Source organism: Paenibacillus senegalensis JC66, assembly GCF_000285515.1.
Lineage (GTDB): Bacteria > Bacillota > Bacilli > Paenibacillales > NBRC-103111 > Paenibacillus_L > Paenibacillus_L senegalensis.
This window is the reverse complement of record NZ_HE610959.1, coordinates 231,915-247,119: the sequence shown is the minus strand read 5'-3', so window position 1 is coordinate 247,119 and position 15,205 is coordinate 231,915. Positions and strand designations below refer to the sequence as shown.

The following is a 15,205-nucleotide window of genomic DNA, read 5'->3' as shown; positions in this document are numbered from 1 at the left end:
CAGGAGACAGCAAGCATGAGGCCGCCCTGGCTGATTAAGCGGATACCGGAAGGAGCGGGGTCTTTTAAGGCTTTTTTCTTTGTGCAGGTCGTCTGAATCTCAGGGATTCCCTAAAAAATTCGTTGTATACCTTATACGGGCTGAATGGAAATACAAAGCCAAGAGAGAAACCGGAGTTTGCTATACAAACGGATTGCAGCGCGCAGGCTTTCACATAACGGCGGATTAGTTGTGCCAAACGTCCTTTATTTCCTGATTGAATGGCTTTGACAACCTCTCTAGCAAAGCAGCGATTGCATGCCAGCTGCACGTACAGTGGCAGGATCGCCCTTGCAATCAAGGAATGGGCTTTGGCATTAAAATAAAATTGTACCGTGCCGGGACGGATTGAAGTGGCATTTACGTATTCGTCAATAGGTGCTTTTGCTGGAAAATGAACGTAGTATCCGATTCCGTTTACGCCGAGCGATGCTCTTTTGGCTGCTTTTGGCGCTGCTTTTTTGAACAGAATTTCCAATTTATTCAAATTGGCTTTGCGCACGGACTTCGCCCACCGTTTCGAAAACCGGGGACAGCGGGCAATTTTGCTATAGAACGGCAGCATACTGCGTGCGGTCGCTTGTAAAAGGCTGACAGTAACTAGGTTGCGGTGTTTATTACTCCTGCTTGCATTTAGGTTTGTGATTGTTCTGACCATAGGTCATCAACTCCCTTGTTACCATTACGATATGATTCACAAGGGTGAAGGACACGGCATTAGCCCAGCTGAAGGATGGCATATGTAGGCTAACTTGTTTTTGACTATACAGTCATATATATTTATATAAAATGACCGAATGGTCAAAACGAATTAAACTAAGTGTACAGGAGTGAATAGACAGCATGAAGGGGATCATCAACTTTTCGCTAAAAAATAAATTTGCCATTTGGCTGCTTACAATTATTGTGACCGTAACTGGGATTTACTCCGGCTTCAAGATGAATCAAGAAATGCTGCCGGATATTGAAATTCCAGCTATTACGATTACGACTGTATACCCAGGAGCCACTCCGGAAGATGTGGCGAATAAAGTATCTATACCGCTGGAACAAAGAATAACGAACTTGAACGGGGTTAATGCCGTAAATTCAACATCTATGGATAATGTCTCCATGATTCAAGTGGAATATGAATTTAGGAAGAGTATGGATACAGCTTTGGATGAAATCAGGGAAGCAATCGCTGGCTGGACTGTACCTGATGGAGTACAGCAGCCGCAAATTTCAAGAATTAATATCAATGCGTTTCCGGTTGTGTCATTAGGTCTTTCCGCAGAAGGCAGAACACTTGAAGAATTGACGGAATTAGTTGAGCAGCAGGTAAGACCAGTGCTGGAAGGTATTGACGGTGTAGCCGATGTTAGTATTGCCGGGCAGTATGTGGACAAGGTGGAGCTTGTGTTTGACTCCGGTCAATTGGCGGCGTACGGGTTGGATGAAGAAACCGTAAAAGGAGTCATTCAAGGTTCGGTGCTCCAAATTCCTCTCGGCATGTTTGAATTGGATGAATCCGAAAAAGCGGTAGTCGTAGATGGAAACATAACGACTATAGATGCTCTGCGAACATTAGCTATTCCAGTCCTTCCTTCGGCCGGCATCGGGCAGCCTCCATCAGGGATGATGCCCGGCAGCGGTAATGCGCCCGGCTCCATGCCTGCTGAAGGGCAAGCTCCCGGCATGGAATTGAATCCTGGCCAAGCAGCGGGTGCAGAAACACCCGAAATGCCAGGCGAACTGCCGGAGACGGATGGAGCCTTGTCTGACCCGGAGCCCATACCATCTGGCAATTTTCCCGTCATACCTGGTCAAGAGGGGCTCGCTGGAATTCCGACAGTTCAGCTGCAGGAGCTTGCCGAGATCCGGATAGTTGGCGAGGCCGATTCCATTTCAAGATTAAACGGGGAGGAAGCCATTGGGATCCAAGTTATTAAGGCGCCTGACGCCAATACGGTTCATGTGGTTAATGCGGTTAAAGACGCGGCCCAGCTGTTCGCCGAATCGCATGAAGGCGTCAGCCTGACTCCAATGCTCGACCAGGCGAAGCCAATTGAAGATTCCATCCATACGATGTTAAGCAAAGCTTTGTTCGGCGGGATTTTCGCGATTATTATCATATTGCTGTTTTTAAGAAACTTCCGTACTACGCTAATTTCGGTGATTTCCATTCCTCTTTCCTTACTGCTTGCTATCATCGCCCTTAAGCAGATGGACATCACTTTAAATATCATGACCTTAGGGGCGATGACCGTAGCGATTGGCCGGGTTGTGGATGATTCTATTGTCGTTATTGAAAATATTTACAGACGAATGTCACTTCAATCAGAGAAGCTGAGGGGCAAAGAGCTCATTCGCGAAGCTACACGGGAAATGTTTATTCCCATCTTGTCCTCTACAATTGTAACGATTGCTGTTTTTGTTCCTTTAGCAGCCGTCACCGGGCCAGTGGGAGAAATTTTCGTGCCATTTGCTTTGACGATGGTATTTGCGCTGCTGGCATCCCTGCTGGTAGCGATTACGATCGTGCCGATGATGGCCCATTCCATGTTCAAACGCGGGGTGAATAAGAAGCACAACCATGATGAAAAGCCGGGAAAATTAGCCGGCAGCTATCGCCGTCTGCTGAATTGGACATTGAATCATAAGCTCATTACGTTCGGCTCAGCTGTTCTCATTCTGAGCGGAAGCTTATTCCTCATGAATGTAGTCGGGTTCAGCTTCCTTCCGGAGGAGGAAGAGAAATATGTGATGGTCACTTATTCGCCAGCACCTGGAGAGCTATTGTCTGATGTTGAGCAAAGCGCTTTGCAGGCAGAAAAATATATAATGGAGAATGACCAGGTTACTAATATGCAGTTTTCTATCGGGGCAGCAGGTCCGATGGGAATGGGTACGTCCCGATCCGGTTTGTTCTATATTCAATTTGCAGATGATACCCTGGAATTTGACCAAGTTAAGACCTCGCTGATGGAGGGGCTGCAGCAGCTTGACACAGCCGGGGAGTGGAATATAATGGACATGGCAAGCGGGCTCGGAGATAATAAGTTAACCTTGCAGGTTTATGGAGAGAGTCTGGAAGTGATCCAGCCGGTGGCGGAGCAGTTAATGGAGATAATGGAAGCCGAGGGCGATCTGGATCAGGCCAGTACCAGCATGTCGGAAACGCTGCAGCAGTATACGCTTGTTGTTGATCAAGAGAAAGCGAGCGGTCTAGGATTGACTGCAGCCCAAATAGCCCTTGAGCTAATGCCGCAAAGGGAGCAGCAGGCAGTAACGACAATTAAAGAAAACGGCAGAGAGCTGGATGTTGTAGTGGCCGGTGATAATAAAGTTTTCTCTTCTCTTGAGCAAATTCTAGAGACAGCCGTAGTTTCTCCTATAGCGGGAGAAATACCGCTAAGTGAACTGGTTGTATTTCAAGAGGAGGACGCTCCTAACTCCGTGACACGCCGCAATGGTCAACTGTTTGTAGAAGTTTCCGCTGACATTCTAGCATCTGATGTCGGCGGGGTCTCTGCCAAAATTCAATCGCAAATCGATGCCATGTCCCTTCCGGAAGACGTCTCGATTGCCTTCGGGGGAGTGGTGGAGCAGCTGGAAGAAACGTTTAACCAGTTAAGTCTGGCTATGCTGGCGGCTATTGCGATAGTATACTTTATTTTAGTGGTTACATTTGGTGGCGGACTGGCCCCCTTTGCCATTCTCTTCTCCCTGCCGTTCACCGCGATCGGCGCCTTGCTCGGGCTTTGGATTGCTGGTGAAACGTTAAGCGTACCGGCCATGATGGGACTGCTTATGCTTATCGGCATAGTCGTTACGAATGCGATAGTACTGCTCGACAGGGTCATTCATAATGAGCAGGCGGGCTTAACCACACGCGAAGCGCTGCTCGAGGCTGGTGCGACGCGATTGCGCCCTATACTGATGACGGCTCTGGCCACGATCGGTGCATTGCTTCCGTTGGCATTTGGCTTTGAAAGCGGAGGAATGATCTCTAAAGGGCTGGGCGTTACCGTTATAGGCGGGCTAACCAGCTCTACCCTGTTGACGCTGGTGATAGTCCCGATAGTGTATGAATTTTTAATGAAATTCCGCCGCAACCCGCAAGTGGAAAGTTAACAGCTGGAGATGATGAAGTGAATGTCAAGAAAAAGCGGATAATAACAGCTGCTATCCAATGCTTTGCCAATAAAGGCTACCATACCGCATCCATGCAAGAAATTGCAGACGTGGCCGGCATTTCCAAGGGATCGCTGTATTCTTACTTCAAATCTAAGGAAGAGCTGCTCTATTCGATTTTCCAATATTACTACGACTCCTTCAGCCGGGAGCTGCTATTGCTGCGGCAAAATACCGATCTCCCCCCCAGGGAGAAGCTTGCCCAGCAAATTGAGCTCTATTATAAAAAAGTGCTGCAAAACACTGATTTATTCAAACTAGTGTTAAAGGACCAGTCCTTTCATATCAATAAAGATTTGAGCGAGCTTATTTTTCGGATGCGGGCATTTACGTATTACAATTTTTTTAATTCCATTATAGATATATACGGAGAGTCGTTCCGGCCTTTCGCCTATGATCTTTCTGCGATTTTGAATGGAATTCTCAAAGAATACATGGGCTATATCATCGTTGAGGAATATCCGATACCTGTTCAAAAGCTGAAGCATTTTCTTCTGCATTATATGGACGGCCTCGCCCAGGGGTTGGCAGCGACTTCAGAATTGCCTATGCTTAACGAGGAACTGATGAAGGACCATCTGGCCGCAGGCAAGCTGGAGACAGAGCAGATCGGTCAAATGGCGGCCTTGCAGCTGGTTGAGCTGCGGGGCCGGGTGAATGAACTTGATCTGGCCGACAATAAAAAAAGCCTGCCTTGGAATCGATCCAGCTGCTGGAGGAAGAGCTGCGGCAGCCAGAGCCGCGCAGTGTCCTCGTGCGTGCCATGCTCGATTATTTGAAAGCTCTGGACATCTCTCCAATTAAGCAGGCATTGCGGGATATTGAAGAGAGTTTGCAGGATTAAGTGCAGGCAAAAATGCCCCTGGGGCTGTCCAGAAAGTCCAATCAGAAGTCCTGGTGAAGCGATTCCTGACCATCAGCTATTTGCCACTATCCAGGATGAGGTCGCAGCTCCTGCCATCCGAAATTGATGCTTAAGGTCATCCTATACGGCTGCCCCCAGAAGGTCTACTCGTCGGATCGAAAAGCTATTGCGCGGAAACATTCCGGCGATATGGTTAGCAGCGATCCATCAGCCCCGCTGCATTCCTACAAAAACAGGCACATAAAAAGGCTGGGTGAAAAACCTTACGTTTTCTCGCCCGGCCTTTTTATTTTAGGGACTTATTTGGACAGCCCCTTATTATTTTTTTTAGCAGACACTTATGGATACATGCGAATTAGCAAACCTGCTCCTTTACGTCAGCTGCTGCTGGCAAGCTGTTGCCAGCTAATTTCGAGTTGCGGCCCGGCAGATAACAGGTAAAGGAAAAGAGCGGGCTATGGTAAAATAGAACCTAGAGGAAGGGATTATCAGATTTAAGGGATCATGTGTGGCAGTTTAGGATGTGGCATCAAACGTCCTGATCTTATCGACGCCGGACACTTTGCGATGAGGGGAGGATGCAGCGTTGAAAGTACTGGTTACAGGGGGAACAGGTTTTATCGGCAGTCATCTCGTCCGCCATTTGCGTGAGGAAGGGGATGACGTATACATTGTGTCTAGACATCATTCTGATGATCCCCGGATCCTTACATGGGATGAATGGAATCAAAATCCGTCAGCATGGGACGGAATCGAGGCTGTTGTTAACCTGGCGGGAGAAACGATTAATCAGAGATGGACAGCTCCGGCTAAAGAGAGAATCGTTCAATCCCGTCTTCAGGCAGCTGAACAGCTGGCAGAGGGGATAAGCCAATGGAAGGTTAAACCGAAGGTTGTTATCAATGGATCCGCCATTGGGATTTACGGAGTATCGGAGAATACCGTTTTTGATGAAAGGAATGAGCCCCGGGCCAATGATTTTTTAGCAAACGTCGTCCGCCAATGGGAGGAAGCCGCCGAACAAATTCCATGTGAACGGCTAGTCAAAATCCGTCTCGGACTAGTACTCGGCCGCAATGAGGGGGCGCTTGGCAAAATGAAGCTGCCTTACTTGCTGGGAGCAGGCGGCAGATTGGGTGCCGGACGGCAATGGATGTCCTGGATTCATGTCGAGGATGTCGTCAGACTTATCAGCTTTTGCCTGAGGACTCGATCTGCGGCAGGAGCCGTAAACGCGACAGCACCAAGACCGGTAACGAATGATGAGTTTGGCAGAACGCTAGGGAAAGTATTAAAACGGCCGCATTGGCTGCCAGTACCCGAATTTGTGTTTAAGCTGCTGTTTGGCGAGCTCTCCATGCTGCTTATTAAAGGACAAAAAGTATTCCCCTGGAAAGCGAAGGAGTGGGGGTTCGAGTATACCTACCCTTACCTGGAGGCGGCTTTGGCGGAACTGTTAAAAAAAGCTCCCTAACCTTGCACATTCTCAGCGATCGCTAAACTCTTTGACCGTTGTCTCCGCATGATTTTTATTTCAGATTGCTTCGCATTTGACTAATAAATTATGGACATTTATTAGACTTGTCTTTTAATTAAGCGTCAGCTTACAATGAGATTAACAAGCTGAATTCATACGCTGCTTACCGGTATTACAATAAAGCCGGGACAGCTTGACTTGCACGGTTGACCAGCGTTGAATTCAGCGGAGAAAACGCTTAACTTTCCCGCTTCAGGGAATTAAAGTGAAGGGAGAACGATATGAGAACAATAGCTGAATTGGAAGCGAAGCTTGCAGAACCGTCTGAAGCTTTGATTAAAGACATCGCTGCGCTGGATGGAGATATTATGTTGCTCGGAATCGGCGGAAAGATGGGGCCAAGTCTTGCCAGACTGGCAATGAACGCGATTAAAGAAGCAGGGGTCAATAAAAAAGTGATCGGTGCATCCCGCTTTTCATCAGGAACCTTAAAGGAAGAGCTGGAGGCAGACGGTGTAGAAACGATTCAGATTGATCTCTTGGATGATCAGGCGCTGCAGCAGCTGCCAAACGTTGAAAACGTTATTTATATGGCTGGCAACAAATTTGGCACCACGGGAAATGAACATTTTACTTGGGCGATGAATTCGTATTTACCGGGACGGGTTGCAGAAAAGTACAAATCTTCCCGCATCGTCGCTTTTTCGACAGGGAATGTTTATCCGCTGACACCCGTGTTCAGCGGAGGCGCCACAGAAAAAACTCCGCCAAATCCTAACGGAGAGTATGGCCAGTCCAGTCTGGGCCGTGAACGGGTATTCGAGCATTTTTCCCGCAAATATAATTTCCCGCTGACCGTGTTCCGTTTAAACTATGCGATTGATTTAAGATATGGCGTACTTCTTGAGCTGGCCAAAACAGTGAAAGAAGGGCGGCCAGTTGATGTGACGATGGGTCATGCCAATGTTATCTGGCAGGGTGATGCCAACGAGATGGCGATCCGTTCGCTGAATGCAGCGGATACTCCTCCATTATTTTTGAATGTGACCGGACCGGAAACGATTTCATTACGCTGGGTTGCTAAAGAGTTTGCCGACCGCTTCGGAACGGAAGCGCAAATCATAGGTCAAGAATCCGACACTGCATTATTGAGCAATGCGACAAAGGCCATGCAATTATTTGGTTATCCTCGTGTATCCTTGCTGCAAATGATTGACTGGATTGCTGAATGGGTTGAAGCCGGAGGGGACACTTGGAATAAACCTACGCATTTCCAGGAAAGAGAGGGTAAATATTAATGATGTCTACTCGCAAATCATTAACTGACGAGCAGTTTCGCGCTTTGCATGAAGGTCTGGCCATTCCCGCACATCCTCTCGCGCTTAATGAACAGCGGCAGCTGGATGAGAGACGTCAGCGCGCGCTTACCCGCTATTATATCGCTTCAGGGGCTGGCGGTGTTGCTGTAGGTGTACACTCGACACAATTCGAGATACGCGATAAAGATGTGAACCTGCTGGAGCCTGTTCTCCGCATGGCGGCAGAAGAAGTGGATAAGGCCAAGCTGGATCGCCCCTTTTTGAAGGTGGCTGGAATTTGCGGGCCGACAGAGCAAGCTGTGGAGGAAGCTAAGCTGGCGGCAAGACTCGGCTACGATATGGGGCTGCTCAGTATGGGCGGATTGCAGGACTGGAGCGAGGAGCAGCTGCTTGAACGCACTCGCGCAATCACCGAGATCATTCCTGTGTTTGGCTTTTACCTGCAGCCATCTGTAGGCGGTCGTATTTTCAGCTTTAGCTTCTGGGAGCAGTTCGTGAATATTCCCGGGGTTATGGCCATTAAAATGGCGCCTTTTAACCGTTATCAGACGATCGACGTCGTACGTGCGGTTTGCTATTCCAGCCGCCGTGACGAAATCGCCCTGTATACCGGAAATGACGACAATATTGTCACGGACTTGCTGACAACTTACCGCTTCCAGGTCAATGGACAGCCGGTCGAGAAGAAGATAGTAGGCGGTCTGCTGGGCCACTGGGCGGTTTGGACCAAAAAGGCGGTGGAGCTGCTGGAAGAAGTTAAACAGGTACGCGATTCACATGAGCTTTCTGCTGAGTGGCTGACTCGCAACATCGAGGTTACCGAAGCCAATGCCGCTTTCTTTGATCCGGCTAACCACTTCGAAGGATGCATTCCAGGCATTCATGAGGTGCTTCGCCGTCAGGGACTGCTGGAAGGGCGCTGGTGCCTAAATCCCAAGGAAGAGCTGTCTCCGGGGCAAATGGAGGAAATCGATCGCATGTATCGTGACTATCCGCATCTTAACGATGATGATTTTGTTGCAGAACATTTGCAGGAGTGGCTGGGTGAGCAGTCTTAACGATTAGCGGTACGGAAATGTTAATGGAAAGAAGTTTGACGGAAGGTCTAACGGAAGGTACGGAATTGCGGCCGGGATCTCATGCCGAATGCCGGCAGATTATATTAAGGCGGATGGGCTCGCCCCCTCCGCCCCTTGCGGCATCCATCATTCCCCACATAAGCGGGAGGTTAACCGATGAGGTTTAAAGATGTATTTTCCATCATAGGGCCAGCCATGATTGGCCCTTCCAGTTCTCATACTGCGGGTGCTATACGTCTTGGACGGGTAGCCCGGCAGCTTTTTGGCGAGCTTCCGCAAAAAGCGGTCATCGCCCTCTATGGCTCTTTTGCCGAAACGTATGAAGGGCATGGAACTGATCTCGCTCTTGTTGGAGGTCTGCTTGACTACGAGACTGACGATCCGCGGATTCCCCAATCGCTGCAGCTGGCAGAGGAGGCCGGGCTGGAAGTCGTATTCTCGCCTGCTAAAAAGCCGGCTTTTCATCCGAATACGGCTACCTTGCAGCTTTCTTCAGACGCTATCCAGCTTTCTGTCACAGGCGCCTCCATTGGCGGAGGCAACATTGAAATTATTAGCGTGGACCAATTCGATGTCAAGTTTACCGGGCTGTATCCTACACTGGTTATTAGTCATGAAGACCGGCCGGGAATGATCGCCGATATTACGGCCATTCTAAGAACGATGATGATCAATATCGGCTACATGGATGTTGACCGCAAAGCACGTAAAGGGGAAGCGATGACCGTTATCGAGATTGATACACGTCCGGAGCCCGGCCTGATTGAAGTTATCGAGAAAATCAGCAGCGTCTCCAAGGTAAGGGTTGTCGATCTCACGGAAAGGAGAAAGCCATGAGATTTCGCAGTCTGAAGCAACTGGTGGAATTATGCGAGAAGGAAGGCAAGAGTATCGCGGAGCTGATGCTTAGTGAGCAGGCAGAGGAGTCCGGCCAAACTCCGGAGCATGAATTCGCCAAGATGAAAGCCTACTACGAGGTTATGAAGGAAGCCGTCCGCAAAGGGTTAACGGAGGATACTACATCGCGAAGCGGCTTAACAGGCAAGGATGCGCAGAGGGTGGCCGCCTACAGGGAAGCGGAGGAGCCTTCACTGGGCTCAGAGGCAAGCCGGGCGATGGCGTACGCTTTAGCGGTTTCCGAGGTCAATGCCTCAATGGGCAGGATAATCGCAACACCGACCGCAGGTTCATGCGGTATTATTCCTGGCGTATTTGTCAGCTCGCAGGAAAGGTTTGGCTGGGACGATGATCATATGGTAAAAGGCCTGTTTGCCGCAGGAGCTATCGGCTATGTGATTGCCAACAATTCCTTCGTATCCGGAGCGGAAGGAGGCTGTCAGGCTGAGGTGGGTTCGGCTATAGGAATGGCTGCCGGCGCTTTAACGGAGCTCCGCGGCGGCAACCCGGCCCAGTCGGTTCATGCTGTTGGTCTGGCGCTGAAAAACACCCTTGGCCTGATTTGTGATCCGGTTGGCGGCCTGGTTGAGGTTCCTTGCATTGTGCGAAACGGCTTTGGGGCTGTGAACGCATTGGCCGCAGCTGATATGGCCTTGGCCGGAGTCCGCAGCGTAATTCCCTCTGATGAAGTGATCGATGTGATGTACGAGGTGGGAACCGCTATGCCGGACAAATACAGGGAAACAGCCAAGGGAGGCTTGGCGCAGACACCTACTGGGAAACAAATTTTAAGTGAGTTGAAGGAGAGGAGGAAGAAAAAGTGAAGGTTACTTCCTGGGGAGAGTCGTTATTAAAAGAAGGACTTGAAATGGAAGACCGATTGGTAGCCTTTCGCCGTGACCTGCACCGAAATCCAGAACTCAGCCACCAAGAATCCCGAACTGCTGCCAAGGTGCTTGCCGCTATAGAAGGATTAGGCTTGAAGATTCGTACTCAAGTCGGCGGACATGGCATCGTAGCGGATCTGCAGGGTGGCAGCCCGGGACCGCTTATTGCGCTTAGGGCTGATATGGATGCGCTGCCAATCGCGGAAGAAACTGACTTGCCTTTTGCTTCGGAGGTTCCCGGTGTCATGCATGCCTGCGGCCACGATGGCCATACGGCTATTCTTTTAGGCGCCGTGTCTTTGCTGGCTGCGCGTAAAGAACAGCTGCATGGCTCGGTGCGTTTTCTGTTTCAAGGGGCGGAGGAAATCAACGCAGGAGCTAAAGCGATGATTGAAGACGGGGCACTGGAAGCTGTAGATGAAATTTACGGACTGCACAATTTGCCAACACTTCCTGCTGGGCAGGCGGCTACTCGTTACGGCTCTTTAATGGGATCGGTGGACCGCTTTGAAATCCAGCTCGAGGGCAAGGGCGGACATGGAGCGATACCGGATCAAAGTATTGATCCCGTTGTAGCTGCATCCGCCATTGTGATGGCACTGCAAACCGCAGCGAGCCGGGAAATTTCACCGTTTGACCCGGTTGTCGTTACCGTTGGCAGCATTCATGCAGGGGAAGCCAACAATGTCATTCCGCATCGGGCGGAATTAACAGGTACCGTGCGGACATTTTCTCCCGATGTGCAGAGACAGATGAAGGAACGGCTGGAGCGTTTAATTGTCCGCATAAGCGAAGGATATCGCTGCAAAGCGAAGCTCAATTACATTGAACAGACACCCGTTTTGGTCAACCATGATGATCCTGTCCGGCATGTGGAGGATACGGTGGACGCATTAATCGGCCGCGAACGCAGAATTGAGGCTGCACCTACTATGGCGGGTGAAGACTTTTCAATTTATTTGCAGCACGTCCCCGGGTGCTTCTTCTGGCTTGGTTCTGGACCTCCGGTTGGCGCGGAGCAAGCCTTTGGACTCCATCACCCCCGATTCACCCTGAATGAGGCTTGCCTGCCGCTTGGCGCAGCTTTGCTTTCAGCCATTGCATTCCGGAGACTTATCGGGCAAAATGAGAGATAGATTAGAAATCATGCTGGGGGATCGTCATTCATGATGTCAACAGTGAGCCATACGACAAGCAATGGAATAAAAATCGGGGTCATAGGCTCGGAAATTTATATAACGAAGATCAAGGCTGTAATGAGCCGATTTCCATCCTTTGCTCCTATCTATTCTCCGTTTACAACTGAACAGGAAGTTCCTTTTCTGGCCCAAAAATTGATGGACGAGGTAGAAGTCCTTCTTTTTTCCGGGCCTCTTCCCTATCAATTGGCAAAAGATAAGGTCAAGTTCACAGTGCCGGTATTTTACTTTCCGTTAACCGGGACAGGGTTGTACAGAAGCTTCTTTTTACTCCACAAGCAATTTGGCAGTCAGCTCGTCTCCATTGATACCTTCCGCATGCGGATGATTGAAATGTCCCTGAACGAGCTTAACAAAGCAGGAATTCAATCGGTGCTGTATAATGGCAGCGATCCGTTCTCCCAGGAAGAGCTGGTGAGCTTTCATCAGCAGGTCTATGAGGATAGCGGAGGGCAATCTTGTGCTTTAACCGGACTTAAATCCGTATCGGAGGAGTTGACCAGAAGGAAGATCCCGAACGAGTGGGTGCTGCCAACTGAGCAGGACATGACCGTTACGCTGGAGCGCGCTCTTCTCTCCAGTGAAACAAGACGCAGCAAAGAATCCCAGATCGTTCTTGCGCTGGTGGCTATTGATGAACCGGGCAAGCTGTACGAATCGCGGGCCAATGAGCATGAGGTGCAAAAGCTGAAGCTTGACGTCCACCGCTTATTACTTGGCTACGTGGAATCGCTGGATGGACACTTGACTCATTTGGGCGGGGACGAATATTTATTTGTGACCACACGCGGAATATTTGAGCGGGAAACCGGGGGTTATAAATATATTCCTCTCGCCGGTGAAGCGGAGAAATCGTTCGGCTTGACGCTCAGCATGGGAGTCGGCTTTGGACAGACGGCCGGTGAAGCGGGAACACATGCGAGGATGGCTTTAAAACAAGCTCGTGAGGCTGGAGGTAACATTTGTTTTATCGTCAGGGAAGACCGGAGTGTAATCGGGCCTTTACAGATGTCCAAGCCTCTGGAAATCAACCTGGCTCTGATTGACGCTGAGCTCATCAAGCGGGCGGAGGAGGCCGGGATGACAATTTCCTATTTGAGTAAATTAGCGGCCCAGGTAGCACGCAAAGGGCAGCTGGATTATACGGCCAAAGAATTAGCCTTTGTGCTCGGTGTGACGATACGCAGTGTTCACCGCTTTTTGCTGCAATGGTCGGACAATGGTCTCGTGGAAATAATAGGGGAGTTAAGAAGCCAATCGAAGGGAAGACCTAAGCAAATCTATCGGCTGCTCTTTTTGCAGGGCTTGCATGAAAAACTGTCAGCTCCACACCTAAAAAGAAAATAATGATTACTATAAATAAAGATTGTGATTGAATCTATCAAAAGTTATTATTATAATTTTCATAGAAAGCCCATAATCAGGTTGCACCACGACAATGACGATTGCTAATGGAGTGAGAATTATGAAAGTGCAATCTCCAGGTTCCAAAGGAAATCAGCGGAGAACGAATCTGCTGAATGTGTTAAAGCATAATGGTCGGATTACGGTTTCCGAAATCGTAGATTTATTCGGCTGCTCTGAAGCTACCGCAAGACGGGATCTTGATTTGCTGGAAAAGACGGAACCTATCATCCGTACGATCGGTGGTGCACTTTATGACGGTTTCCATTCCGCCAGGGAGACTTCATTTACAGAGCGCAAAAGGCTTGCCTGGCTTGAGAAAGAAGCGATAGCAGAGAAAGCGGCCTCACTGGTCCGCGAAGGAGATGTGATCTGCCTATCCGGCGGGACAACGATGTATTTGATGGCCCGAGCTTTGAAATCGCTTAAAAACATAACGGTCGTTACTAATGCTGTAAATATAGCTATGGAGCTGGCAGACTCGGATGAAATACAAGTAATGGTAACCGGCGGAGTCATGCGCAACAAAAGCTTTGAGCTGTGCGGTCCCATGGCGGAAAAGATGGTTGAGGAACTGAATATTGGCAGCATTTTTATAGGAGTGGACGGGATTTCCTCCAATCAGGGATTAACCACTTACTCTGATTCGGAAGCCCAGATCGGCAAAGCTTTAATTAGCCGCTCCGCTAAAACCTTTGCTGTATTTGATCATTCCAAGGTGGGGAAAAGCTCCTTGTTCCCGATTGCTCCGTTGTCTGCTATTGATGCCTGTATTACGGATTTGCCCTTGGATAAGGATCTCCAGGAGGAATTGGACCGTCTCGGCGTCATGACCTATTTAATCGATTCAAACAACATGAAGAGAGAGGGAATTCAATAATGAAGTATTATGCCGGAGTGGATTTGGGCGGAACGAATATCGTTTGCGGCCTTCTCGATGAGCAGTTTAATTTGCTGGACAAAGTCAAAAGACCGACTGAGGCGGCCAAGGGAGCGGATCATGTTATTGGCCGCATTGCGGAAATGATTCAAGAGCTGGCAGCCAAGCGGGAGCTTCCCCTGGAAGCTATCCAGTCCGTTGGTGCGGGGATCCCGGGATTAATTGATCCGATTCAGGGCATTTGCCGATTTGCCGGGAACTTGAACTGGCGTGATCTTGATGTGAGCGCAAGACTGTCCAAGCTGCTCAACATTCCGGTATTCATTGATAATGATGTTAGAATGTATGCCTTGGGCGAAGCCGAGAAAGGCGCGGGCCAAGGCTATCCGGTTGTTTTTGGAATTACACTGGGTACAGGTATTGCGGCAGCGCTTGTCGAGAACGGAAGGCTGTACTATGGCGGCCGATACATTGCTGGAGAATTCGGGCACATTATTATGGAGGGAGAGACCCGTACTTGCGGCTGTGGCATGGTAGGCTGTCTGGAGACGGTCGCTTCCGCTACCGGGCTGGCCAAACAAGCGCGCGAACATATTGCAAGCGGCAAAGAGACGATCATGAAGACGATGGTCTCTAGTCCGGATGAGCTGACAGCTGCCCATATCTCCAGAGCCTATGACGAAGGGGATCAAGTCGCTGTAGACATTATGAATCATACAGGTACGCTGCTCGGCAAAGGACTGTCTTATGCCGTTACGTTGCTGAACCCGGACGTTGTAGTTATTGGCGGGGGGGCAGCCAATGCGGGAGAGAGAATCTTTGCTCCGATGAGAAAAGAACTGCAAAGGCTCCTGCTGCCAATGTACTGGGATCATCTCGAAATTAAAACAGCAGAGCTGCTGGATGATGCGGGAGTTATCGGCAGTGCTGTAAACGCTGCTAAGCGTGCAGGGTGATGGGATATAAAGATGAAAGCGCAAGTC

12 protein-coding genes are annotated in these 15,205 nt (G+C 49.5%); 11 read left to right on the top strand and 1 reads right to left on the bottom strand.

Annotated elements, in window-relative coordinates; all coding sequences use genetic code 11:
- Window positions 1–64: 64 nt before the first annotated feature.
- Window positions 65–541, bottom strand: coding sequence for a hypothetical protein (locus PSHG_RS27565; protein ID WP_148497721.1), 477 nt, complete (start codon window positions 539–541; stop codon window positions 65–67).
- Window positions 542–882: 341 nt separating this feature from the next.
- Here PSHG_RS27565 and PSHG_RS13120 point away from each other — a divergent pair, with 341 nt between their 5' ends.
- From PSHG_RS13120 to PSHG_RS13070, 11 genes are all read left to right on the top strand, one after another.
- Window positions 883–4,155 carry an efflux RND transporter permease subunit gene (locus PSHG_RS13120; protein ID WP_010273493.1) on the top strand — a complete coding sequence of 1,091 codons (3,273 nt, stop codon included), beginning with the start codon at window positions 883–885 and terminating at the stop codon, window positions 4,153–4,155.
- Window positions 4,156–4,172: 17 nt separating this feature from the next.
- Window positions 4,173–4,994: a TetR/AcrR family transcriptional regulator gene (locus PSHG_RS13115; RefSeq protein WP_010273492.1), complete on the top strand. Its 822-nt coding sequence runs from the start codon at window positions 4,173–4,175 to the stop codon at window positions 4,992–4,994.
- A 672-nt stretch (window positions 4,995–5,666) separates the two neighbouring features.
- Entirely contained in the window at window positions 5,667–6,554 is an 888-nt protein-coding gene (locus tag PSHG_RS13110) for a TIGR01777 family oxidoreductase (RefSeq protein WP_010273491.1), read from the top strand.
- A 284-nt stretch (window positions 6,555–6,838) separates the two neighbouring features.
- Window positions 6,839–7,855, top strand: coding sequence for an NAD-dependent epimerase/dehydratase family protein (locus PSHG_RS13105; protein ID WP_010273489.1), 1,017 nt, complete (start codon window positions 6,839–6,841; stop codon window positions 7,853–7,855).
- A 2-nt stretch (window positions 7,856–7,857) separates the two neighbouring features.
- On the top strand, window positions 7,858–8,934 hold the full coding sequence (locus PSHG_RS13100; RefSeq protein WP_026021362.1) for a dihydrodipicolinate synthase family protein: 1,077 nt from the start codon (window positions 7,858–7,860) through the stop codon (window positions 8,932–8,934).
- 177 nt (window positions 8,935–9,111) lie between these two features.
- Window positions 9,112–9,792, top strand: coding sequence for an L-serine ammonia-lyase, iron-sulfur-dependent subunit beta (sdaAB, locus tag PSHG_RS13095; protein WP_010273486.1), 681 nt, complete (start codon window positions 9,112–9,114; stop codon window positions 9,790–9,792).
- Window positions 9,789–10,676 carry an L-serine ammonia-lyase, iron-sulfur-dependent, subunit alpha gene (gene sdaAA / locus PSHG_RS13090; RefSeq protein WP_010273485.1) on the top strand — a complete coding sequence of 296 codons (888 nt, stop codon included), beginning with the start codon at window positions 9,789–9,791 and terminating at the stop codon, window positions 10,674–10,676. Before sdaAB ends, sdaAA begins: the two co-directional genes overlap by 4 nt.
- Window positions 10,673–11,875 carry a M20 metallopeptidase family protein gene (locus PSHG_RS13085; protein ID WP_010273484.1) on the top strand — a complete coding sequence of 401 codons (1,203 nt, stop codon included), beginning with the start codon at window positions 10,673–10,675 and terminating at the stop codon, window positions 11,873–11,875. Before sdaAA ends, PSHG_RS13085 begins: the two co-directional genes overlap by 4 nt.
- Before the next feature lie 30 nt (window positions 11,876–11,905).
- Complete coding sequence (locus PSHG_RS13080; RefSeq protein WP_010273482.1) at window positions 11,906–13,285, top strand: hypothetical protein; 1,380 nt, start codon at window positions 11,906–11,908, stop codon at window positions 13,283–13,285.
- Between the two features lie 118 nt (window positions 13,286–13,403).
- Window positions 13,404–14,222, top strand: coding sequence for a DeoR/GlpR family DNA-binding transcription regulator (locus tag PSHG_RS13075; RefSeq protein ID WP_026021360.1), 819 nt, complete (start codon window positions 13,404–13,406; stop codon window positions 14,220–14,222).
- Window positions 14,222–15,178, top strand: coding sequence for an ROK family protein (locus PSHG_RS13070; RefSeq protein ID WP_010273480.1), 957 nt, complete (start codon window positions 14,222–14,224; stop codon window positions 15,176–15,178). The genes PSHG_RS13075 and PSHG_RS13070 overlap by 1 nt, the downstream gene beginning before the upstream one ends.
- The last annotated feature ends 27 nt before the right edge of the window (window positions 15,179–15,205 follow it).